Source organism: Tropheryma whipplei str. Twist (assembly GCF_000007485.1).
GTDB lineage: Bacteria > Actinomycetota > Actinomycetes > Actinomycetales > Microbacteriaceae > Tropheryma > Tropheryma whipplei.
On record NC_004572.3, the window covers coordinates 29693 to 53227 of the forward strand.

The 23535-nt window shown below is 46.1% G+C and carries 26 protein-coding genes; 16 read left to right on the plus strand and 10 right to left on the minus strand.

Annotation, left to right across the window (positions count from 1 at the left end; translation table 11 throughout):
• Positions 1-122: 122 nt before the first annotated feature.
• Positions 123-986, minus strand: a complete 864-nt coding sequence (rfbD, locus tag TWT_RS00160) for a dTDP-4-dehydrorhamnose reductase (RefSeq protein ID WP_011096004.1) — start codon at positions 984-986, stop codon at positions 123-125.
• Positions 983-1966 carry a dTDP-glucose 4,6-dehydratase gene (gene rfbB / locus TWT_RS00165; protein ID WP_011096005.1) on the minus strand — a complete coding sequence of 328 codons (984 nt, stop codon included), beginning with the start codon at positions 1964-1966 and terminating at the stop codon, positions 983-985. The genes rfbD and rfbB overlap by 4 nt, the downstream gene beginning before the upstream one ends.
• A gap of 244 nt (positions 1967-2210) precedes the next feature.
• Here rfbB and TWT_RS00170 point away from each other — a divergent pair, with 244 nt between their 5' ends.
• Together TWT_RS00170 and rfbA are read left to right on the plus strand one after the other, a co-directional pair.
• Entirely contained in the window at positions 2211-2834 is a 624-nt protein-coding gene (locus TWT_RS00170) for a dTDP-4-dehydrorhamnose 3,5-epimerase family protein (protein ID WP_011096006.1), read from the plus strand.
• A 55-nt stretch (positions 2835-2889) separates the two neighbouring features.
• A complete protein-coding gene (gene rfbA / locus TWT_RS00175; RefSeq protein WP_011096007.1) occupies positions 2890-3768 on the plus strand; it encodes a glucose-1-phosphate thymidylyltransferase RfbA in 879 nt (292 codons plus the stop codon).
• A 7-nt stretch (positions 3769-3775) separates the two neighbouring features.
• On the opposite strand, the gene TWT_RS00180 is transcribed toward rfbA, so the two are convergent.
• The 3 genes from TWT_RS00180 to TWT_RS00190 are packed head-to-tail and all read right to left on the minus strand — an operon-like array spanning position 3776 to position 6360.
• Positions 3776-4618, minus strand: coding sequence for a glycosyltransferase family 2 protein (locus TWT_RS00180; RefSeq protein WP_230440399.1), 843 nt, complete (start codon positions 4616-4618; stop codon positions 3776-3778).
• Between the two features lie 2 nt (positions 4619-4620).
• Positions 4621-5427, minus strand: a complete 807-nt coding sequence (locus TWT_RS00185; protein WP_011096009.1) for an ABC transporter ATP-binding protein — start codon at positions 5425-5427, stop codon at positions 4621-4623.
• 51 nt (positions 5428-5478) lie between these two features.
• Entirely contained in the window at positions 5479-6360 is an 882-nt protein-coding gene (locus tag TWT_RS00190) for an ABC transporter permease (protein ID WP_011096010.1), read from the minus strand.
• Positions 6361-6434: 74 nt separating this feature from the next.
• Between TWT_RS00190 and TWT_RS00195 the strand changes: the two genes are divergently transcribed.
• Positions 6435-7406 (plus strand): glycosyltransferase family 2 protein, encoded by a 972-nt coding sequence (locus TWT_RS00195; RefSeq protein WP_011096011.1) that lies wholly within the window; start codon positions 6435-6437, stop codon positions 7404-7406.
• Between the two features lie 107 nt (positions 7407-7513).
• Here the strand turns inward: TWT_RS00195 and TWT_RS00200 are convergent, their stop codons facing one another.
• Together TWT_RS00200 and TWT_RS00205 are read right to left on the minus strand one after the other, a co-directional pair.
• Positions 7514-7870 carry a DUF2304 domain-containing protein gene (locus TWT_RS00200; protein ID WP_011096012.1) on the minus strand — a complete coding sequence of 119 codons (357 nt, stop codon included), beginning with the start codon at positions 7868-7870 and terminating at the stop codon, positions 7514-7516.
• Positions 7867-8595 carry a glycosyltransferase family 2 protein gene (locus TWT_RS00205; protein ID WP_011096013.1) on the minus strand — a complete coding sequence of 243 codons (729 nt, stop codon included), beginning with the start codon at positions 8593-8595 and terminating at the stop codon, positions 7867-7869. Before TWT_RS00205 ends, TWT_RS00200 begins: the two co-directional genes overlap by 4 nt.
• A 363-nt stretch (positions 8596-8958) precedes the next feature.
• Here TWT_RS00205 and TWT_RS00210 point away from each other — a divergent pair, with 363 nt between their 5' ends.
• The 8 genes from TWT_RS00210 to TWT_RS00240 all read left to right on the plus strand — a co-directional run bounded on the left by TWT_RS00210 (position 8959) and on the right by TWT_RS00240 (position 14925).
• Complete coding sequence (locus TWT_RS00210; protein WP_237696847.1) at positions 8959-10794, plus strand: DUF2142 domain-containing protein; 1836 nt, start codon at positions 8959-8961, stop codon at positions 10792-10794.
• Positions 10795-11674: 880 nt separating this feature from the next.
• Positions 11675-12154 carry a hypothetical protein gene (locus TWT_RS00215; protein WP_230453559.1) on the plus strand — a complete coding sequence of 160 codons (480 nt, stop codon included), beginning with the start codon at positions 11675-11677 and terminating at the stop codon, positions 12152-12154.
• Positions 12155-12697: 543 nt separating this feature from the next.
• The gene (locus tag TWT_RS00220; RefSeq protein WP_011102309.1) at positions 12698-12904 is read left to right on the plus strand and encodes a hypothetical protein; all 207 of its coding nucleotides are present in this window, start codon (positions 12698-12700) and stop codon (positions 12902-12904) included.
• Positions 12901-13299 carry a hypothetical protein gene (locus TWT_RS00225; RefSeq protein ID WP_011096019.1) on the plus strand — a complete coding sequence of 133 codons (399 nt, stop codon included), beginning with the start codon at positions 12901-12903 and terminating at the stop codon, positions 13297-13299. The genes TWT_RS00220 and TWT_RS00225 overlap by 4 nt, the downstream gene beginning before the upstream one ends.
• Positions 13300-13315: 16 nt before the next feature.
• A complete protein-coding gene (locus TWT_RS05125) occupies positions 13316-13444 on the plus strand; it encodes a hypothetical protein (protein WP_268969078.1) in 129 nt (42 codons plus the stop codon).
• The gene (locus TWT_RS00230; protein ID WP_011096020.1) at positions 13426-13737 is read left to right on the plus strand and encodes a hypothetical protein; all 312 of its coding nucleotides are present in this window, start codon (positions 13426-13428) and stop codon (positions 13735-13737) included. The genes TWT_RS05125 and TWT_RS00230 overlap by 19 nt, the downstream gene beginning before the upstream one ends.
• 363 nt (positions 13738-14100) lie before the next feature.
• Positions 14101-14532, plus strand: a complete 432-nt coding sequence (locus TWT_RS00235; RefSeq protein ID WP_011096021.1) for a hypothetical protein — start codon at positions 14101-14103, stop codon at positions 14530-14532.
• Positions 14533-14586: 54 nt separating this feature from the next.
• Positions 14587-14925 carry a hypothetical protein gene (locus TWT_RS00240; protein ID WP_230440402.1) on the plus strand — a complete coding sequence of 113 codons (339 nt, stop codon included), beginning with the start codon at positions 14587-14589 and terminating at the stop codon, positions 14923-14925.
• A 146-nt stretch (positions 14926-15071) separates the two neighbouring features.
• On the opposite strand, the gene TWT_RS00245 is transcribed toward TWT_RS00240, so the two are convergent.
• A complete protein-coding gene (locus TWT_RS00245; protein WP_011102310.1) occupies positions 15072-16526 on the minus strand; it encodes a sensor histidine kinase in 1455 nt (484 codons plus the stop codon).
• Between the two features lie 3 nt (positions 16527-16529).
• Complete coding sequence (locus tag TWT_RS00250; protein ID WP_011096024.1) at positions 16530-17213, minus strand: response regulator transcription factor; 684 nt, start codon at positions 17211-17213, stop codon at positions 16530-16532.
• 264 nt (positions 17214-17477) lie between these two features.
• On the opposite strand from TWT_RS00250, the gene TWT_RS00255 reads away from it, so the two are divergent.
• The 5 genes from TWT_RS00255 (at position 17478) to der (ending at position 22217) form a co-directional block, all read left to right on the plus strand.
• On the plus strand, positions 17478-17855 hold the full coding sequence (locus tag TWT_RS00255; protein WP_011096025.1) for a cold-shock protein: 378 nt from the start codon (positions 17478-17480) through the stop codon (positions 17853-17855).
• Positions 17845-18180, plus strand: a complete 336-nt coding sequence (locus TWT_RS00260; RefSeq protein WP_033799851.1) for a hypothetical protein — start codon at positions 17845-17847, stop codon at positions 18178-18180. Before TWT_RS00255 ends, TWT_RS00260 begins: the two co-directional genes overlap by 11 nt.
• A gap of 2 nt (positions 18181-18182) precedes the next feature.
• Complete coding sequence (locus TWT_RS00265) at positions 18183-18965, plus strand: ParA family protein (protein WP_011096027.1); 783 nt, start codon at positions 18183-18185, stop codon at positions 18963-18965.
• A 73-nt stretch (positions 18966-19038) separates the two neighbouring features.
• Positions 19039-20175 (plus strand): prephenate dehydrogenase, encoded by a 1137-nt coding sequence (locus tag TWT_RS00270; protein ID WP_011102312.1) that lies wholly within the window; start codon positions 19039-19041, stop codon positions 20173-20175.
• The gene (der, locus tag TWT_RS00275; RefSeq protein ID WP_011096029.1) at positions 20157-22217 is read left to right on the plus strand and encodes a bifunctional cytidylate kinase/GTPase Der; all 2061 of its coding nucleotides are present in this window, start codon (positions 20157-20159) and stop codon (positions 22215-22217) included. Before TWT_RS00270 ends, der begins: the two co-directional genes overlap by 19 nt.
• On the opposite strand, the gene TWT_RS00280 is transcribed toward der, so the two are convergent.
• On the minus strand, positions 22214-23491 hold the full coding sequence (locus TWT_RS00280; protein WP_011096030.1) for a chorismate-binding protein: 1278 nt from the start codon (positions 23489-23491) through the stop codon (positions 22214-22216). The genes der and TWT_RS00280 overlap by 4 nt on opposite strands.
• Positions 23492-23535: the final 44 nt, after the last annotated feature.

Sequence of the window (23535 nt, forward strand, 5' to 3'; positions counted from 1 at the left end):
CAGATACATCGGTACTGATGCATCTTAAGCACAAGAATAACACAGGAATAGATCACATATACAGAAGAAAGAAACATACCTGTTAGAGAATGTGATTGTATGTATTACTACTTATTCACTACTCACTGCCCAGCTATACACTCCGCAAACACACCCGCAGCCCATGCATCATTCAGGGCATCTTCCCAAGGTCTCATGGGTTCCAGGCCAACTGCAGTCCATGCATCATGGCCCAGACAAGAGTATCCAGGCCTGCGTGCTGGGCGCACAAATTGTGCGGAGCTAATGGGAATAATGCGTTTCGGGTCGTACCCACCTAAGGCAGCCACTTTCCCGGCAAAATCAAACCAGGTTGTTTTACCGCTGTTTGTTCCATGGTACACGCCACATGGAGCGTCACTCTCGGCAAGAAGCTTTATCTGTTTTGCAAGGTCCAGACTCCAAGTTGGTTGCCCATATTGGTCGTTAACAACTGTGACGATATCCTGTGTTCTACACGCTTTCAGAATGCTTTTTACGAAGTTATTGCCGTATTGTCCATAGAGCCAAGCAGTACGGATGATAAAGCTTCCTTTGGAATATTCCTCCAACACTGCCTTTTCTCCAGCAGCCTTAGATTTTCCGTAGACCGAAAGGGGAGAATGCGGGTGGTCTTCTGGGTATGGACGTATTGCCGTTCCTGAAAAAACATAATCAGTTGAGATATGCACTACTCGAATTGAACGCCTTGCTGCAGCTTTGGCGACAGCCCTTGCACCCGCTTCATTTACCGCATAGGCTTTTGCAGCATTACTTTCTGCCGCATCAACCTGTGTATATGCAGCACAATTAATTAAAAGGTCTTTATTTCTGGCGGCGTCAAGAACAGCATATTCATCCGTTATATCAAGCTCGTCATGCGTTAGGGCAACGCTCTCTGGGAACACAGACCGTATATCCCGCCCCAACATACCACCGCCACCGGTTATAAGGCACTTTAAACTCAAAGAGCCGCCCTAGCCTTTAGCGGCTTCCACCAAGAGCTATTATCCTTATACCAATTGATTGTCTCAGCAAGACCTTGTTCAAATGAAACCTCGGGCCTATAACCGAGCGTAGAGATCTTGTTTATTGACACACTATACCTCTTGTCGTGACCGGGGCGATCTTTAACCCTCTTTACCATCGACCAGCTTTTCTCCATCACCTCGAGAATAATTTGACTAAGATCGGCATTGCTCAACTCAAGCCCCCCGCCGATATTGTAGATTTCACCAGACCTACCCTTTGTCAACACAATGTAAATACCACGACAATGGTCATCAACATGCAACCAATCCCGGACATTCGTACCATCCCCGTACAGGGGTACCTCTTTATCTTCTATTAAATTCGTGACAAATAGGGGGATGACTTTTTCTGGAAACTGGTACGGCCCATAATTATTCGAGCACCTCGTAATGCAAACCGGCAGGTCGTAGGTTTTGTGATAGCTCCTGACCAAGAGGTCACTTGCCGCCTTTGATGCCGAGTACGGGGAGTTTGGCAGAAGCGGTTGATTTTCGTCCCAGCTTCCACTTTCAATCGAACCATAGACCTCATCAGTTGATATATGAATGAACCGGTCTATGTTATTTCGGGCAGCAGCTTCCAGAAGCCGCCCTGTACCAAGCACATTAGTTTCCACAAAAGCTGATGCGTTTTTAATTGACCTATCAACATGTGTTTCTGCAGCGAAATGCACAACGTAGTTCACATTGGGCATGATCTCACTCAGGAGATCTTCATCACGTATATCACCATGAATAAATCGAAGGCGACTCGACGATCTGACAGGAGATAAATTGTTAATATTGCCCGAGTAAGTTAGCGCGTCAAGCACTGTCACTGTACAATCTCTAATCTCCGGGTATTTGTTCTCAATTGCCCTGCGCACAAAGTTAGAGCCAATAAATCCAGCACCGCCAGTAACAAGAATATGCGTCATAACAAGCCCATCTCAACCGCTATCTAGATTTGGAATTTTCAAGTCTATGCCATTATTTCGCCAACAGATAAACAGTCGCACACTGCATGCATCTTGAGCACCACCGCAAATGGGATGCTGATGGAAGTAGTAGCGCCAAGCTGCTAACTAAAGCACCGTCAAACACCGGGCAAAACAGTTCATCCGATTTTATTCCGCTCACTAGTTGATTTTATCGGCAGCGCTTCTGTTATAGACTTGTCGAGTGGAATTACGTAATCTTAAAGTTAACGGCTGCCTCGAGGTTACCCCAGAGGTTCATGTGGACTCCAGGGGTTCATTCTCTGAGGTGTACCGTTTTGATGTTTTGGAGAAAGAGATTGGGTATCCGCTCCGGGTTGCTCAGGTAAATCGTTCTTTTTCCAAGAAGGCTGTTCTGCGAGGGCTGCATTACTCTCTTGCGCCGCACTCTCAGGCAAAGTACGTTATGTGTGCGAATGGCGCAGTGTTAGATTTTGTGTTTGACCTTCGCTTGGGGTCACCGAGTTTCGGGGTGTGGGACGCGGTCCTGCTCGACTCTGTAGGTTGTAGGGCTGTTTACATCCCAGAAGGGGTTGGTCACGCGTTTATTGCGTTATCCAAGACTGCCACTGTGAACTACTTGTGCAGCGCAACCTACGATCCGGAGCGAGAGAAGAGTATTAATCCGCTCGATAAAAATCTCAATCTAGAATACCCTTTCACTACTCCTGAAATAGTGTTATCCGAGAGGGATGCTGCTGCCCCGACTTTACCTGAAGCGCAAAAGGGTGGTTTCCTGCCAAAATGGGATGAATGCCGGTGGGATGAATGCCGGGCAACACCCGAGACACACGGAAACATTCGATAAATACCTTGGGCCATTCTAGCCAAGGCCGGGCCAAGTATGTTTTTAAGGAGATAGCTTGAAGGGTATTATCCTAGCTGGTGGAACTGGATCAAGGCTCTGGCCCATAACAAAATGCATCTCGAAACAATTGATGCCTGTTTACGATAAGCCGATGATCTATTATCCCCTTTCCACTCTTATGATGGCCGATATTCGGGAAATCCTGGTTATAACAACCACGCAGGATTATGACCAATTTCGCAGACTTTTAGGTGATGGCGGGCAGTGGGGGATCAAGTTGTCGTACGCACAACAGTTGTCACCCGGTGGATTGGCCCAGGCATTTCTTATTGGCGAGTCTTTTATCGCCAGCGAGAGTATTGCGCTTGTACTTGGTGACAATATATTCCACGGAAGCGGTCTTGGTACATCGCTTCGTCAGCATCGAAGCATTCAGGGTGCCCTCATTTTTGCTTATCACGTCAGTAATCCAAAGGATTACGGAGTTGTTACCTTTGATGCAGATGGTAAAGCGGTATCAATTGAAGAAAAGCCAGAAAGTCCAAAAAGTAATTTTGCAGTTCCGGGACTTTATTTCTATGACAACCAGGTAGTTGATATAGCAAAACAGATTCCTTTGAGCGCTCGCGGCGAGCTGGAAATAAGTTCAGTGAATAACTTTTATTTAGAGAAAGATCAGCTTAGAGTTTATCCATTGGCCCGTGGAACCTCTTGGCTCGATACCGGCACATTTGATTCTCTTGTACAGGCAAGCGAGTATGTCCGCGTTATAGAGCAAAGACAGGGATTTAAAGTTGGTTGTGTCGAGGAAATAGCCTGGAGGGCTGGATGGATAGATGATGATCAGCTGGCCAAACTTGCAAATGGGCTTATGAAAAGTGGTTATGGGAAGTATTTGCACTACCTCCTGAGCGGTAAGCACGGGTTTTCATAAAAACTCACTACTTCAGTTTTCTTGCCTGTAGACGGTACCTGAGTTTCAGTCCAAGTTTCAGAAGGAATGTAACGGGTTTCTGCCATTTTTTTGAGTATTTCTTGTCAAGAAAGCGCCCCGCAGATTTGTGGTGAAAAAAAAGCATTGTTTTTGGGTTTTGCCGAGTTGAATATCTACCTATATGCTTGACTTTCGCATTTGGCTCGTAGCGAGGTCTTTTCTGTAGACGTGAAAACAAGTCGACATCCTCGAAATACATAAAAAACCCCTCATCGAATCCGCCCACATCTTCGAATGCATTTCTGCGTATGATGAAGAACGCCCCACTGAGCCATCCGCAGGTCCGTCTTTTTGTCCCGAGAGCGCTCTGGGTATAGCTGCGGGTCCATGGATTGTCCGGCCATATATTTTTAAACAATGCATGACCAACCCCGTTTGAAATGCCTGGAATATCACGTGCGGATGGATATGGAGTACCGTCCTGATTTAGAATGCATGGGCCCGCAGCGACAGCATCTTTATCCTGTTCGAAAACACTCAAGAGAGTGCTAATAGTTCCCTTCTCCAGCGCTAAATCAGGATTACAAATCCCGATGTACTCTATATTGCTTGGCAGCCTCTTGGCGCCCGCATTGACCGCTGCGCCGTATCCGGAGTTTTTCTCTAGTGCGATAAACCTAGCACCAAACTGTCGGGCATAATCTTTGCAGATACTTCTATCATGTGAGTTATTGTCAACAACAGTTACACTCACTCGATTGGGTTCCGAATCTTGGACTGATACTAAAAAATCTCTCAAGATATCAGAGCAGTTGTATGTTACGGTTATAAGCTCGAATCGAGCGATCATTGTCATTGATAGTTTTCTCTTAGTAAATCCAGCCCGACTTTTGTTGTGCCATAGTAGATCAATCTTCCATTTTTCAAGACCATGACCTTATCGCATACAGTCTCTATCTGTTCGGCTACATGGCTTACCATAACAATGCTTCGCCCTTCATTTTTGAACTGGGTAACCTTATTGAGACACTTTTTTTGAAATGGCGCATCGCCGACAGCAAGAATCTCATCAATCAACAAAAGGTCTGGGTCTGTATGTACAGACACAGAAAACGCAAGTCGCATATACATACCTGAGCTATAAAATTTGACCTGTGTATCAATGAATTTTTCTATCCCCGAAAAGTCAACAATTGAGTCAAAATTCCGTCTTATTTCTGCTTTTGTTAGCCCCAAGATTGACCCGTTCAGGTATATATTCTCTCTTCCGGTGAGATCGGGGTGAAATCCGGCACCCAGTTCAATGAGGGCGCTTATCCGCCCGCGGCTCAGTATTTCACCTTCTGTTGCCCTTACTATGCCACCTATTAGCTTCAGAAGAGTTGACTTCCCGGAGCCATTGTGCCCCACAAGACCAACGGAGCTACCAATTGGCAACTCAAAGGTTATATTTTTTAGAGCCCAAAACGGCTCTCTGTTTGCCCGGGAAACCCTGAAATTAAGCAGTCTCTCTTTGATTGACCTATTATGCTGTATTACAAATTTTTTCGATACATTACTGACTCGCAGTATCGCATTGTCATTTGTCACACCGGTATAGTGCTTCGACTTCGCCAGTTTTACCGCATTACTATTTACCACTGACATCTTATTTTTCATTGTGAGTTTATCTGCAATAAAACCGCTTGGGACTTATCTCTTGCCTGACATTCACAGCTCTTGCGCCAAGTTCGCCTGCATCTTAACAAAAATCCTGTGGGCTAAAAACAGTAACAAGAGCCCGACAAGAAAAACAATAATAAGACGTGCGTCAATGTCCGCAGGCCAATGCACGCTGCTTCCAGCAGTCCAAAATGTTTTTTGCATGCCCATAACTGCTATTGCCATTGGGTTTAGAAGATACAATTGCTCCGCAATATTTGAGTGTACCGCCCCATTAACTCGTTGGAATGAATACACAATCGGTGTTAGCCAGAACAGTATCGAGAGTGCAACATCCAGAAAATGTTGTGCATCTCTCATATAAACATTCAGAGGTGCCAAAACAAGCCCAAGAGCGGTTGCGTAAACAATAGCAATGCCTATCCCCACAAACCCCTGCCATTTTGTTGGATCTATCGGCATTTGGCCGAGCACGGGAGCAGCCACCATGAGTATAAGTATGTAAATGGAAAAAGTAAACAGTGCATTACCAAGCGCAGTTACAACAAATAGCTCTCTTGGTAAATAAATCTTTTTGATTAAACCCCCATTATTAGTCATGCAAACAACAGCAGTAGATGCTATCTCTGCGAACAGAGACCAGGTGGCAAATCCAACGAAAATAAATATTGCAAACTGATCGATTCCCCTTTCGGCACCGAGTATTTTGCCAATTGCGAAATAATAGACCAGAAGCTGAACAATCGGCCTTGCCATACTCCACAAAACGCCAAATGCAGTTCCTTTATAGCGAATCTTGATTTCGCGCTGGATGAGTAAAGACAGAAGTGCACGCCTTTGCCACATCCCCTTTAAGGAAGACATGCCCGTCTCGCCAACTGGTTTCAAAGGTTTTGATAATAACCTGGCTCTTATCAAGTTTTCCGGCATAGGTCTCCACAAGGAACTAATATTACAAAGACAGACGGTCTATCATTACAATGATAGATTTATAAGTTGGTAACATGGGCGTTTCCGTTGTTATGGCCACGTATAACGGCGGCCCGTTTCTCGCCGAGCAGCTGATGAGTATACTTTCTCAAACTGTTCTGCCTGATGAGATAGTTATTGCTGATGACGGGTCCACTGATGATACCGAGAGAATTATTTTTCGCTTCAGGGGCAAATTCCCCAACCTGCTCTACATCCCAAGTGAGGGCACACGCCTCGGTCCAGGAAAAAATTTTGAAAGAGCCATTAAAAGATCATCGCAGGAGTTTATTGTTTTCTCTGATCAGGATGACATATGGCAGCCTGATCGCATTGAGATACAACAGTCTGCTCTAAAGAGCAACCCTGGAGCTGTCCTGCTTCATAGCAATGCCAGACTTGTGGACCAAGATGGCAACATGCTTGGGGATTTGTTTTCTGCTTTAGGGATAACAAAAACAATCTTGACGAGGATCAATAACGGGGAGGCGTTTAACATATTGCTCAGACGCAATGTTGTAACCGGCGCGACAGTCATGACACGTCGGGAGTTTGCCCTCTCAACATTGCCCTTTCCGGATGCATGGCTGCATGATGAATGGCTCGCTATATGTGGAGGTAACCGGGTAAGGGTATTGGACCACTGCCTCATTCAATACAGACAACACGATAAAAATCATATTGGCGCGCGGCGGCTCAGCGTAAGGGAAAAATTCCTAAAACTGTTCGAAGATACTGATGTAAGAAATGCGCGACTCCTTGCAAGAACAGAGGCATTGACAAATTTTGCAGAGGAAAAATCAGGGAACATATTTTTCAATACGCGCGAGATCGGTTTGATAAGAAAAAAACTTACGCACGAGAGATTTCGCAGCACTCTCGGTAAAAGTCGACTTTTGCGAATTTGGCCAGTTTTGAAAAGGGTCAGTAGATATCGACAGTTCAGTAATTTTTCAGCCGATATCTTGCGCGACCTGCTCTCAAGTCGGCAGCATGATAAACCTTAGCGAATCACACCTATCGCGAGAATCTGGAAGTTTTGCAGCTTCCGGCGCAACAGTTCCAGAAAATACAGGTCATTCAAGGAATTCTGTTTAAAGGTACCGGAGAGAGTCTACTCCTTTGACGAATGGCTTTTGATATCTTCAAGTTCGTCTTGTAAGAGGAGGGTATCTTCTGCAAGCCTTCGTGTTCTCTTGTCAAGTTTTGCAAGCTCACAACTCTGCTGCAAGCAAACTAAAAAGAGAAGAATTACGGCCATGAACAGAACAAGGTTGATTGGTGTAATTATTCCGAGTAAATTGCTTATCCACCTAAGAATTCCGGGGAAAACCGCAAAGAAAACCGCAATAAACCCGGCAAGAAGCCACCACACCGCATGTCTTTCGCGGAGTTTTTCTCTTCGTAGCATTTCGATTAGAATCACGAGAAGGGCAATAGAAACTAAAATGCCAAAAAAGTACGATGTCATCGACAGCCTTTCGACTTTCCAGACTTCAGGGGTGCCACAAGCGCTGCCACAACTACTCTCAACAACAACAGGGTCGCTCTGCATGGCCCATGCGATGGAGTACCGGCCTTCCTTTCGCGCATCGCAACAGGAACCTGTCTCACCACAAGACCTTCTTTAAGGGCAATTGCCACCGACTCGACTGTATCACCGAGGTATTCGGTTGGATATTTCTCGGCAAATAGTTTAATTGCTCTTGTTCCAGATGCGCGAAAACCGCTTGTAACATCAGTTAGATTAGTCTTGGCAAAGCGACTCATAAGTTTGCTGAGAGCAAATATCGCCCAACGTCTTGGCCCTCTTAGTTTGTAGTTTCCGCATCCCGCAAAGCGAGCCCCTATCACAATATCGGGTTTGTCATGTCTATTGTTCAGTCTATTTATCAGTTCACTAACGTACTTTGGGTTATGCTGTCCGTCAGCGTCAACCTGAACAACAACGTTAAATCCTTTTCTGAGGGCAAATCTGAAGCCAAGACGCATTGCCCCGCCTACTCCAGCATTGAACGGTATCCTGATTACTTTTATCGAATGCGCCTCCGCTGCATCAGATGTTGCATCTGTCGACCCGTCGTCTATTACCAAAACACTAAATCCCGGTAGATTCTCTTTTATCTCTTGCAAGGTCCCAGGGAGGGATAAGGCCTCATTATGTGCCGGAACGACAACCAGCACCCTATTTGTCACTCTTCAATCCTATAAAGCTTCTTTTATGTCGTAAATTCTAAATACATATATGGTCTGTCCTGTACGAGATACATTATAAGAATTGGGCCGTCTTTGTAGGTGCAAGAATACGACAAAATATGTCCGCAAAATTCATCACCTTAAACGGCTGAGGCTAGATCAAGGCCTGACAGGTGGCCTGTACTGAGGGTAAATTCCGTAATGTCGAATTTATAAAACTACCGTCGGCAGACTGGTAACACAAGCATTATAGTTGTGCCATTACCCGAGAAAACGGTAGAGTTGTGGCTGGTAAAAAGTATTATTGAAGCGGTGCTCGAGCGTCGGCGGGCTTTTATATTGCGATGATAACGGCAGGTGCGGATGAGTGACAGTGATACGAATAGCATTCCGCTTACACGTTCGGCGCTGCGCAAAATAGAAAAAAGTAGCGCCGCCGGGGCGTCGGGACTGCGACGATTGCGCCTGGCGGTGCTTGTTCCGCTGTTGCTGTTTATTTCTCTGGCAGGCTGGGCCCTCTCTTCCCCGATTGGAAGCAGCCCCGATGATGATTTCCATCTCGCCAGTGCATGGTGTGCCCTCGGTGACAGGCCTGGCTTATGTGAATCATCTGGCATAAAGGATGCTAAAAAGGTTCCCACTACGATTTTGGACACCTGGCATGGTAAAGGTAGCCGCCATGGCAATTTGTATTGTTTCCTAAATGGTGTTAGCCCAGAGTGTCAGAACAAATGGCTTGGCAATACTGATCACAAGATGCAGGATACCGGTCGTGTTAACTTTGGCAATAATGCACAGTATACGAATCTTTATTACTCAGCTATGGGTTTATTGGCCTCTGATGATGTGCGCGCTTCCGTATGGGGCATGCGGCTTATAAACGCCTTTATATTCACCGCTCTGAGTTTGCTACTTTATCTTGCATTGCCGCAGCCGCGCAGGGCGGCTTTGCTGATCACATGGTCACTAAGCCTTGTTCCGGCCGCAATGTTTTTCATACCCTCGTCTAACCCATCATCATGGGCGTTTATCGGGGTACCGTCGACCTTTTTCGCAATGCTTTCCTTCTTTGAAACTCGGGGTAGGAGAAAAATTTGCCTCGGCATTATCGCGGTTTTTTCAGTTTTGCTATCAGCTTTTGCCAGGTCTGATGCAGCCATCTATGCCCTTCTGGCAATTGTAATCAGCGGAATCTTGCAGGTGCGGGATTTTAAAAACCCCTGGGCTCAGTTTGCATTGCCGGTTGCTCTTGGCATTATGTCCATTGCTACATTCTTTATGTATCCGCTAAATGTTGCAGCGACTGGACTTCCTGCTACTGGCGCTAGAGACTATGGCTTTATAACCTTCGTTAAAAACATTATTTTTATACCGAGTTCTTTTTTACCGAGCGTATTTACCCCGCAGTTCCTGGGGTGGCTTGATGTGCCCCTGTATCCCCCTGCATATGTGTTTGTCGCCATTGCAGCGCTAATTATCGTTGGATTTGCCCTTGGGGTTGGAGGGGTGCGCAAGCTATTTGCGGTTCTGCTGACTCTTGCGGCATTGATTATCGCGCCATTGTATGTATCTCAAGTTGCGGGGATTACCGCTGATAAACTGCTTCAGCCGAGATATTTAGCTCCTCTTGCGATTATCTTCATTGCTGTGGTTCTGTATACCGGCTTTGGTGAGGTCCTCCAGATAAAGAAACGATATATGGCTGTTATTTTTTTTCTAATTGCCCCCGCTAACGCATTCGGTATTTTTTCCCTGCTCAGGCATTATGATGCCCTGCCAAGTTTTTTGGGTGGCGCTTTACCGCCTACATCAGACGGGCCCAATGCGGGCGCCAGCCGCGATGCGCTCGCTGGGCATCACCCCCCCGGATCCATTTCTGCGCCGGATGGGGCTGGTACTTCTGGTGAACATTCGGGATCATGGTGGTGGCCTGGGTTTCCCGTTTCTCCGATTTTGCTTTTCAGCGTAGTTGTTGCATCTTTCACGCTTGCATTGTTAATTGCCTTGCGCGATGTGCTCAAAATACGCAATGAGGTGAATATAGCGAATGAAACCGAGAAGGCTTTGGCACGTGCCAGGCGTCTGAGCGTATCTGACACGCCAGCGCTTGTCAATGTTGGAACCGGAATGATAACCCTTTCCAAGATATCTAACGCAACGGCCTCTATAACGCTCGAGGATGCAGAAGACCAATCGTAACACTTATCCGGTTTCTTTCTTCTGTATATGTGATCTATGCCTGTGTTATGCTTCTGCCTAAGATGCATCAGTTGATGTTATCTGTTTAGATAACATATGTTGAGTTGCTGTACTGCCTACTGGGATTATGTGGACCACTGAGATTACACAGAGGTATCTTATGAAGAAACTTATATCTCTTACTGCTCTCTATCGTTATATTATTCATAGCCCAACCTGCGCAGGCAAGTGACAATGTGAAGGGCAATCATGTTATGCACGCGCCTGGTAACGCTGTAAAAACCTTTGACCCTGAAGGATGTCTATACGGCGCATCCAGTGGTGCAGTTGGCGGTTTTGACCTGGTTTAATGACACCCTCTTGCAGGGTATGGCGTTATTCGTGGTGATAACACTTCTTATTGGTGCCGGATTGTTTCTTCTGCGTGATTTGCTGCTTCCTGGTGATGAGCAAATCTAGCTATATACAATTTGTGCCACTTGCACCTCAATCGCTATACCCTTTTTAGGGCGATGTGCTCTTTCCGATGCGCTCTTTCTACAGTGAGGTCGTTGCGCGCGCCCGAGCGATAGATTTACTTCTGCACCCATACCTACGTTCATCGCACAGCCGCCTTGTCTTGCCACCTTGTCTTATTGATTGTGCTTGCTGCGTCTTCCAGCGGGCGCACATTATTTGTGGGTATGGATCAATACTTGGTTGTAGCTACTTGATGTTCCGATCCTTGTTTATTTTTGATATGAACCCATCGTTTTTTCTGCGAACCATGTAAAAGGAGCATCTCGCGATCAACGAAATACGTATATGTGTCATATGTCATTCCATATATTTAATATGTGCAAGTAAGTACATGCAGAAGACTCACCCATACAATATGTATATGTTTGGCGAAATATTCAAGCAGCGCGCACTGGAGGTAAAGCGATCCATTGGGCAGATGCCGAGATTGCCCAGGGCATGCTTTATTGCAACACCGCCCCTTGTTCTAGTCAAGATGGTGATTCTTGTTACGCTGTGGTCATTCTGGTGGATGTGGCCTATTCTATTTTCGATAATTGCCATTGACTGGGCAGTTTCCGCGGTCGGCGTATTTTCTGCCAGGCGCTGGGCGAAACACAATCCAGATAAATTGCTCAACCTCAAGTGGGCTGTCTATCCGTTTGTTTTTATAATTGCGCTGTTCGCTTTTATTCGCCCCTTTTTACTGATGGGAGGCTATATCCTGCTGATGTTTTTTGCGCTTCCGATTGGCGGCATGATCAGAATGTTTGCTCTGCTAGCAATTATGTCGGGGGCTAAGCCTAAGCCTATCTCAATGCTGCGACGTGCCATAAAGGGAAGAAAGAAGCGTGATCTCTAAAGCTTGATATAAGGGACCAGGGTTTATCTGATTTACGGTAGGCGCTTCGGAAGAACTTCACAGAAGTATGCCCTTGGCAAGGCTATCTGCACAGAGGCGATTTTGTACCGCTAGGCCCAGTCGACTAGGATTAGACGCATCGCAGGCTGGGTGTATGCAAAGATGAATAATGCATGCAGACGAATAAGTGATTGGATCCGCCCCTAACAGGTATGTTTCTTTCTTGTATGTGATCTATGCCTATGTTATTCTTGTGCTCAAGATACATCAGTTGATGTATCTGTTTAGATAATATGTGTTGTGTTTACGTGAATGTGTTACATGACATGGTGAATTTATACGGAGGTATCTTATAAGAAACTTACCACTGTATCTATTACTGTTCTCTCTATCGTTACCCTATTATTCATAGCCCAACCTGCCCAGGCAAGTGAAGGTAATCTGGAAGCTAATCAAGGCACAAAACTCAAGAGAGTCACCAGAAGCGTAAAAACATTTGATGTTGATAAGTGCCTCAATGGCGCTGTTAGCGGTGCAGTTGGGGTGGGTGGCGGTTTTGCCGGCGCGCAGGCCGCTAAATTGATAATCAAGGGCGTCAGCGCCGTTAATCCGGCGACCTTTGCTGCCGTAACAGCAGGGACTGCTGTTGCTGATTGCGTTATGCACGGTGGGCTTGTTGATGATGTTGTCAATGGGTTTAATGCTGGATTTAACGCCGTTGGTGACTTCATAGGAAAGCTGTTCGGATGAATGCCTCTACATTGGGCGGTAGACTCAAAAACAGCAGGCTGTTTATTGTTGCTTGCATGCTCTTATTGATTCCGTTGTTTATTTATGTCGTACTGTCAGGTTATTCCTTAGGTTACGCTTTCGGTGCTGCACTCGCTCTTGCGTTTACGTGTCCTGGAGTCGTGCGTTCTGTTTTTAATGGTTCGTTCTCGCTTGATCTGGGTAACCCTTTTCTTGCCGCGATTGGCCTCTTGGGCGCCGGATACCTTATTCTCATGACCCTGAGTCCTGTACTCTGGCTTTTATTCAGTCAGACTTTTATGTTTTATTTCAATGCCGTCATGTTTACCATGTTGTTTGTTGCTTTGCAGTGTGCACTTGCGCGGTGGGCTGTACTAAGCCGCCGGGCTGGCTGAAGCCTGTATTACTGTCGTGGTAATAACATTCCTTGGTGCTGCTGGCGTTGCCGGCAGTGCGGCGTTGGCGTGTCTTTCTAGCGGAATTGTCAAGCCGATTCCGGCTAGCAGCAAAGACATAGTGATGTGGATTCGCAACAGATAGGCTTGAATAATTTTGTGCTCAGGAACCTGCTGTTAGGCTTTGTTGCAACGGTATGCATACTGTTCCCCATTGCTTTTGTGCTTGTTGCTGGCCGTGACTGGCATGCAGTCCCTCTTGTTTTTGTGGTGCTTATGGCAATCTGTCCATTGTTTATATTCGATTATCGTTTTGTCTCCGGCAAATTTAAGGTAATTGTTGGACTTTCCTGGGCGGCTGCAATATTCTTTTGCGCCTTCACTATCCTGACAGGTATTGCATTTTTGTTTTTTGGCTTTCCAGACATATCACATTAATTTTCATGCACATTTCATGCACATCTTTTAGGTGTTCTATGCCCCCGCTATTTATCCAAGTAGCTGCAATCCTTGCCAAATTTATCAAGCTAGAACGGAATGAAACTGCAGTTTGTAGAGATTAAAATACCTGCGCTACGACTGTGGCATATTTGGCACTGTACATTTAACTGCATTTGAGACTGCCCTCTTAACACTGCCACGGGTTACCCCTAACAGGTATGTTTCTTTCTTGTATGTGATCTATGCCTGTGTGATTCTTGTGCTCAAGATACATCAGTACTGGTGTATCTGTTTAGATAACATATGTTGTGTTTACGTGAATGTGTTACATGACATGGTGAATTTATACGGAGGTATCTTATGAAGAAACTTACCACTGTATCTATTACTGTTCTCTCTATCGTTACCCTGTTATTCATAGTCCAACCTGCGCAGGCAAGAGGGGGCGCAGGGCATATTTCTGTTGTTGCCAGGGGCGGCAATACCTACATTACTGCCACTATTCGTGAAGGGTTTGATCTTGACGAATGCCTGAAGGGTGCCGTTACAGAGGTTTTTGATGTCGGCACCGGTAGTCATATGGGGTTTTTGGGAAGACTGGTAAAAATTGTTGTAAAAGGTGCGCGCTTCGCGGGCCCTATCGGGACTGCGATTGGTACCAGCATTGATGTAATTACCGGTTGTCTAAAGCAGGGTATTGTTCCGGATAAACCGCAGATACCCCATGTAAATTCAGTCTGCACTGTTAACATCTTCTCCCACAGACCGGGTCATAGCTGTTATAAGAGGTAGCCTGTGGCGCGCATCACACGTAATACCTCAGTGCCTGTGCTGATCCTGTGTTGTTTGCTGTCAATCCCCCTTCTTGCTATCGTCGGGGTGATTCTTGTTCTCGCCGGTAGCGAATTGTGGTTTATCCCAGCCTTTGTTCTGTTCTTGATGTTTATATTTGGACCTGAGCATCATGTTACTGATTACAACTTATGGGAAGCACTTTTTGCCGGGCTTATAATGGGCGGATCTCTTGCAATGCTTACGACCTGCTCTGTCGTTAATTTTGTTTATCCTGAATTATGGTTATTACGCTCGCCAGGTTTTTCTATTGCCTGCACTGTCGCATTTGCCATTGCTGCCGCTTTTTTCCTGGCGGTAGATTTGCGTCGCAAGATAAAACAGGGCCAGTAAAGATAAACACACATTGGGGCAAGACGGCTACACGCCCCGTCTTGCCCATCTCTTGCTGCCAAGCCTGTCGAATCGTGCTGTATCGAATCGTGCTGTATCGAATCGTGCTGTATCGAATCGTGCTGTGCGGTGCAAGATTTTTCTTATCACCGTGTGAGACTATGACTAGAGGATCCAGAACGGTGTTTATTAACAAGCTTGGGAATCCTGGTTCTAAATGTAGCGCCACCACCTCGTGTGCGCAATATCTCTATTGTGCCTTTATGGACTTTTACAATAGATGCCACAATAGAAAGCCCAAGCCCCACACCACCGCTGTTCCGTGCCCGCGATGCGTCAGATCGCCAAAACCGCTTGAACACTTTATCGTGTAGCTGTCTTGGCACGCCCGGACCATGGTCGCGCACATCAATCACAACATCTGTTTTATCAGTGCGTAACACAATCTCTATTGGAGAGCCTGGCGGGGTATAGTGCAGGGCATTGTTAATCAGATTTGCAAGTAACCGCCGAAGCATATTTTCGTTCCCGAGAATCATACAGGATTGCCTTTTCGGAATACCGGTTGTGATCTTACGAGTTTTTTCCAGGACATTCATGTCAATAACTGACTCTTGGACAAGATATTTCACATCGACAGGCACAAGGTCTGTAGCCTTTTCAAGGCGCGTCAGAGACAGCAAGTCTTCAACCATTGTGCCCATTCGTATTGCCTCTTTTTCAATCCGCTCAATCGCGTTGTCAATATCCTCCTTACCCTTAAGGGCGCCAATCCTATAGAGCTCGGCATAACCCCTAAGAGATACAAGTGGCGTTCGCAATTCGTGACTTGCATCTGCCAAGAATTGCTTCATCTCGCCAAGTGTTTTATCTCGCTCACCAAGGGCTTTTTCGAGACTGTCCAGCATGGAATTCAGAGATTTGTTTAGATTGAGTATTTCTGCAGAAACATATTCAGACCTTATCCGCCTTGAATAATCCCCTCTTGCAAACGCCCTTGCGGTCTTCTCAAGAGCATATAGTGGAGATAGTGTATGTGCGGTTATTAGATAAACTATGTACGCAGCGATTGCAAATACCGCAAGACTAAACCAAATATAGCTTCTTTGATAAAAATTGGCGGTATTTTCAGTACCAGACTGCGGCAGGTAATAAGCAAGGATTTCTTGCCCACTGCCCGTTTCCAGTGGCTGCAAGAGCATTCTATATTTCTTTTGTCTCGATATCGAGTGCAAAGTAAACGGCGTGTTACCCTTTTCGTTGTAAAGTGTAATGTCAATTTTCCTGTCAAACTCGATAGAAGGGTTTTCTCCGATAGGCCAAATCAGTGTCCCGTCGAATTTATAAATATGAGCTTTGTAGCTTGCCCTTCCCGGACTGAACACTTCAAAACTGCTTTCAAACAGCGGAAATGTACCGCTTATATGAATTAGCTGCTCATCAATTGTTTTTATCATCTCGTTCTTTATAACCAGAGTGGTTCCAATACCCACAGCAGTGAACGAAAATGCAAGCACAAGCGCTACAAGCGTTACCACCTTACTCTTTATCGAAGAGCGTGCAACGAGTCTGTACAGCTTACTGGGAAACTTTGCTGACACGAGTCAGCGCGTTCTCATGATATAACCAAAACCTCGCTTGGTATGAATAATCGTTTCGCTACTGTAAGCTGCTAACTTGCGTCTTATATACGAAATATAGGACTCGACAATACTCGAGTCACCATCAAAATCATAGTCCCAAACGTGCCCCAGTATTTGAGACTTTGAAAGCACGCGGTTTGGATTCAACATAAAGTACCGCAGAAGTTTGAACTCAGTTGGACTGAGATCAATTAGGTTACCCTTTAGGAACACCTCATTTGAGTTTTGATCGATTACTAGGTCACCAACACGGATAGTTGCGTCTACATCATCTATCTTTGTTCGACGCAGAATAGCTGCCACACGCGCCAGTATCTCATCGAGACTAAATGGTTTTGTAACGTAATCATCACCACCTACGGTGAGGCCAGTTATCTTGTCTTCTGTGCTATCTCTTGCACTCAGGAATATCACGGGACAGCGAAAACCAGCCTCGCGAAGTCGTTTCGTTGCAGCAAACCCGCTCATATCTGGGAGCATAACATCCATGATTATCAGGTCTGGCTCCTCAGCCAGGACCGCCGAGACTGCACCGGCGCCATTCCCAGCGGTGACCACACCGTACCCCGCGAACCGCAAGCTCGCCGCCAGGAGATCCCGTATATTGGCTTCGTCGTCAACAACTAGAATCTTTGTCTGACTCATGAACTTAGACCCTGCGTGTAGCGCACTATTACCGAATATCGCTGGTGCAACGATTCGGACCAACTCCAACAAGGGATACCCCGAGCAAACCGCCAGGAACGAATGCAGAGCCAGTCACAGCTAGACCGAACCCGGGAGGCACGGACCCTACACCATTATAGGGCAGTCCTATCTATCCTGACATTTTGTACATACTGAGCATGCGGAAAACTTCAGGATAGGCTCTTTGTAAGAGTAAAATGGTTACAGGTTTAAGGGGTAAATATGCCTTTGGGGACGGTTCGTTTTTATAACAAAGAACGTGGCTTTGGGTTTGTTGTGTCCGACGATGGCGAGTCTGTTTTTTTGCCGGCTAAAGCTTTACCGGATGGCGTCTCCGACCTTTCGCCCGGCACCCGTGTTGATTACGGGGCAGCTCTGGGAAAGAAGGGCTCTCAGGTCTTATCTCTAAGAGTTCTAAGAAAACCACCCCGCCGTGGTGTTAGGTCAACTGATGACATGGCAGTTATAATCGAGGATCTAATGAAAATTCTTGATGAAGCGGGCGAAAGTTTTAAGCGTGGCCGTTACCCAAAAGCCGAACGCGCTAAGGTTCTTGCGGCTATGCTCCGCCAGGTTGCAGACGGTCTTGATGCTAACTGACTCGCAAAGAGAGCGCATAAAGGATCTCATAAGTGATTCTTGTGGGTCAGTAGGTGAATTTGTTGAGTGTGTTCCAATATCTAATGGCGTTTATGAAATGCGTTATGTTAATTTGACATGTGGATACACGGGTTGGTTTTGGATTGCTGCGGTTAACAAGACCGCTGATGGTGATCTGAATGTTCTAGAGCTATACCCCTCCCCAGGCCCGGGGGCGCTTGCATTCACCGCACGGTCGGACCAAATTGCCACAGGTGGGGAATACGATGACGATGAATCCGGTGATCTTATTACTCCGGTTGATAGGGATGGCTTGGATTTCTGAATATGACTAAAAAATCCGCTAGGACGGTTGCTGTCTGTAACCAAAAGGGTGGAGTTGGTAAAACAACAACAACCATAAATCTTGCTGCATGCTTGGCCGAACGCGGAATGAGAGTTTTAACGGTCGACCTAGATCCACAGGGTGCCCTAACTGCTGGCTTCGGAATTTCCAATTTTGAATACACGGTATACGATCTTCTGCTCGGCCGTAATCGCAATGCTGTATTGATACAAACCTCCCTCAAAGGCGTTGATGTCCTGCCAGCAAATATAGACTTGTCTGCAGCTGAAGTCTATCTTGTATCGGAAGTTGCCAGAGAGCAAATACTTGCCAAAGAGCTTGAGTCATTCTCCTCCGATTATGATGTGATACTAATCGACTGCCAGCCCTCACTCGGTCTTCTTACCATAAATGCACTTACTGCAAGTCATGGTTTACTTATTCCCCTTGAGTGTGAGTATTTCGCCATGCGAGGATTGGCTCTATTACTCGAAACAGTTCGCAAAATCCAAGATCGATTAAATACTGCGCTAAAGGTTGACGGAATTATTGCAACTATGTTCGATATGAGAACTTTGCATGCCAGAGAGGTCTTAGAGAGTGTGAAAAAGGCCTTTCCCGGGTTACTGCTAACAACTGTTATAAATAGGACAATAAAATTTCCAGACTCCAGTATCGCTGGCATGCCGGTTACCGTTTTCGCCCCAAATCATCAAGCATCGAAAAATTATCGCGACCTCACGCACGAACTTGTACATCGTGGTGTTTTTACCTTACCAAGCTAATTGTCTTCTCTGCATTGATTCGCTCTTATTATTATCTGCATAGCGTAGCTGTGTAGGTCGTACACTTTAATCGGTGTACGTTCATATCATTGGTGCTGGACTGATTGGTGGCAGTATCGCGCTAGGTCTTTCCCGTGCAGGACTGAAGGTCAGTGCAAGTGACATTTCGCCAGCTGCTCAGCGCCTCTCAAAACTTGGGGATATTTCGATTGGCCCGCCAAATCAGAATCCGGATTTGGTGTTTGTATGCACACCTCCCGATGTGACCGCCGCCGAAGTTGTGAGCTCTCTGGATAGATTTCCCGAAACTTGCGTAGTGGATGTATCAAGCGTTAAGACCAGAATATACCGTGAGGTATTGCGTAAAACACACCCTGCAAAGCGAGTATTTTACATACAGAGTCATCCAATGGCTGGAAGAGAGATAGGTGGCATTCAGGGCGCCTCTGCCGATTTATTCTCAGGGTGGCCGTGGATTGTGTGCCATTCGTTTGTTTGCGGTGACGGCAATGACCAGATGAATGGTGAGAATTCTGTTCATCAAAAGAATTACCTAACACGGAACACCGAAGATGAAGCGGAATGGTCTTTGGGGAAAAATCTCTTGCATTGTATAAACCTTCTAGGAGCCTTTCCTGTCTTCATGCATAGAGACAGGCATGATCGGTCAGTTGCGGCAGTATCGCATGTGCCACATATACTCTCAAGCCTCATAGCCCTGTCACTTGCAAATACAGATCAAGGCACAGTTGCAATATGTGGTTCGGGTATAAAGGATATGACACGTCTTGCTGCAAGCAATCCAGAATTGTGGACCCAGATCATTTTCTCAAATCGTCGTGAAATCTTACAAAGTCTAGGGGTTTTTTCTGGACTTTTGAAGAGAATGCTCCACACACTTGAGAAGCTCGATAATCCTGCGTATCGCACGGATCTGTTCTCTCAGCTTGCTGAGGCTCAGGCCCAACAGGCCCGCATTCCAAAAAAACCGGGCAAGAATTTGGATTATTCACAGCTAGAAGTGCTTATTCCAGACAAGCCCGGTGAGCTATCAAAGGTTTTAGGCGCTATAAACACCCAAGGTATTAACTTGGAAGATTTGCATTTTGAACATGCAAATAACCTCGGGGTTGTAAAGCTATCGGTATCAAACAAGGACAGGTGTCGATTGATGGACACTTTGGAAGATAAGTGGACTTTACTAGTATAGTTGCAATCGATGGTCCTGCCGGCAGCGGAAAAAGTTCTGTTGGTCGGGCCGTTGCTCAATATTTAGGGTATGGTTTTCTGCCAACCGGAAGCTATTACCGTGCCTTTGCGTTTCTGCTAGATCAGACTAAAGACCTTGATAGTCAGTTGGATAGCTTCATTTCGTCCGTGCGTAATGATCTTGATCCGTACAATAGCGGGTTTAACGTGCATATTGATGATAGTCCGTTTTTTGGGTCATCAGGTATATCCGCATCATCGAGGAATATTGCCTCTGAGCTAAACAACCCGGAAATAACCTCAAAAACTGCCGCTGTGGCGCGCAACAAAAGTGTACGAGTGCGCCTCAACGAGTATTTTAGAAAGCTATGTTCTGAAAGTATTTATCCGGCCATTGTCCTTGAGGGGCGCGATGCAACAACTGTGATAGCACCAAATGCAAGGGTGAAAATATTCTTGACAGCCTCGCTGGTTAAACGAGCAGCTCGGCGCTCCGAACAGCTGTCTTCCGAACCTCCAAATTCCGTACTGGAAGCTTTACGTCAAAGAGATGAGGCAGACAACGCAGTGACTGACTTTCTGTCAGATGACAGCTCCAGAATTACTCTGGACACGAGCGATCTGACTTTCTCGGAATCGGTTGCCCGAGTGCTTGAAGTGATTGAACAAGCTGGAATGCCGTTTGTCTCAGATAAATGGGTTGGAGAGAATGCCGATGTGCTTGCGGCTTCTGGGGAACTTGGAGCAACAGTTGTGATTGTTGGCCGGCCAAATGTTGGAAAATCAGCCCTTGTAAACTGCATCCTCGGGCGCAGAGAGGCTGTAGTGGAGAATCGTCCGGGCGTTACAAGAGATCGTGTTGTTTACCCGGCATTTTGGGCAGGCAGACCATTTACTCTTGTTGATACCGGCGGCTGGGAGTGTGATGCCGAGGGCCTTGATGCTGAGGTCGTGGCTCAGGCAGAAATTGGCATGAGTATTGCGGACATAATCATTTTTGTGGTTGATGTTCAGCATGGCCCGGTTAGCACTGATGCAGTTATCGCCCGGAATCTACAACGACAGAATAAGCCAATCTTTCTTGTTGCAAATAAAGCTGATAATGCCAGCAGTGACTCAGATGTGGCGCAATTTTGGTCTCTCGGATTAGGTCAGCCGTATGCCTGTAGCGCGACGCATGGCCGGGGAGTTGCAGATCTTATGGATATAGTCATGCAGTCTGCCCAAGTCCATACGCCAAGTTTTTGTTCAGGTGCACCACGGGTAGCGCTAATTGGCCGGCCAAATGTTGGAAAATCGAGCTTAATAAACCAACTGACGAATTCAAGAAGAGCAATTGTTGATGATCTCGCTGGGACGACACGTGATCCGCTTGATGCTTTGGCGGTTATAGGGGATAAATCATGGCTCTTTGTCGATACTGCAGGTCTTAGAAGAAAGTTCAAATCACAAAAAGGCGCAGATTTCTATGCTTATCTCCGTGCAACAACCGTTTTACGGCGTACTGAAATTGCTTTATTGTTGCTTGATGCGAGTCACGCAATTACTGAACAGGATGTGCGTATAGCAGAAATGGTTGTTGAAAGCGGCCGAGCCCTGGTAATTGCCATAAATAAATGGGATTTGCTGGATGAAGAGCGACGTTATTGGCTTGAACGTGAAATAGATAACACTTTTTTCCGCTTTGCCTGGGCACCCCGGGTGAATATTTCCGCAAGAACGGGCCGGGGCGTAAAACAGTTGGCCACAGCGCTTCAAACCGCCTTGACAAACTGGAACACGCGTCTGAACACTGCTCGCGTGAATCATTTTTTACAACGCATTACGCGTGAGCAGCCCCATCCGACCAGGGGTGGCAGGAGGCCAAGAATCTTATTTGCCAGCCAGACAGGGGTTGCCCCACCGACTTTTACACTGTTTACAACAGGTTTTCTTGAACCAACCTACCGGCGATTCTTGCAAAAGTCCATACGCTCACAACACAGCTTTACAGGATCCCCAATTATTCTGAGTGTGAAAATTCGAGCAAGTCGAAACCGCTAGGATATTGCGTCAATAATTGTTTTGAACTTTAATGTGCTTTCTTCAAGTTCTTTTTGCGGGATGCTTGACTTCACTATTCCACACCCGGCAAAAGCTTTTATATGCCCCCTGTTTAGCTGCGCACATCGAATGGGTAATGTGAACTCACATGAGCTATCTTGCCCAATCCACCCTATTGCCCCGCCGTATAGCTCGCGGTCAAATGGCTCTATCTCTTTGATTATTTCCAGCGCTCTTTCTCTGGGCTCTCCAGCAATTGCTCCTGTTGGATGAATATGACTCAATGCGCGCAAGGGGGAGATATTTGGCTTAAATGTGCCGGATATAAAGCTCGCTACATGGGTTATGTGTGTAAATCTCCTGATTTTGTAGGAATTCACCGTTGGCGCTGTGTTCATGAGTGTGCTAAGTCGCTCCAAGGTTGGGTTAAGCGCAAAGGAATGTTCAAGCCTTAGCTTTTCATCGAGATATGTCTCATCGAGAGCCTTGTAAGGGGGGCTTGCCGCACAATTATGTATTACATGTTTGGGGTGATTGGCAGACATGCTGCCTGCAAGAATGGAGACCTCAAAACCAGAGTTACCATCTGTTCTCAGCAGAACCTCGGGTGAAGCGCCGAATAGTCCATCAAATACAAACACCGTGCCGTTTGCCGTATTCATAAGTCTCTGTATCGCCTCATCAAGGTCGATTGCGTGTGCTTCAGGGTCAAAATCATCATGTATTTCTGCGATAATGTCCCGCGCCAAAACTACCTTTGATATATCTGCATTTAAAAGTTTGTTTACCACATTGGTAATGGCATGTTTATAATCCTCTTGTCTAAAATCTCCCATTTTAAAGCTAATACTCTTTGGCCATTTGAAAATTCGAGAGGGCTCCGAGAGGTTATGACAAATCGTTGCATCTATTTTCCAGGCAACCCCGTCGCTCCAAAAAAACATTTGCTCTGGTATTGCAAGAAAACTCGGCCTGGCAGAATATGGCGAAAATGTAAATCCGAATAGCACGATAAGGCCAATCGGATTGAGATTTTCGCTCGTGTACTGTATCTTTGTATGTATTTCATTTATCAGCGACTCGGCTGCCTCAAATCTAGCCTCGGCGGAATAGGAATCGAGATTTATTTTTAGCACGCGGCCCTGTGTTCTCATCATCGTGCTGTGTGTACAATATACGAAATCCCAAGACAATACTTTGCGAATATACTGTCGCTTGAAGTCGCTACGATCCATATTTCCAATTCTTGTTATTTCAACTTCAATTGGAAGCATGGTAACCCTCGTCGTAACTCGGTTCAAGTATTTTGTTATTTAGA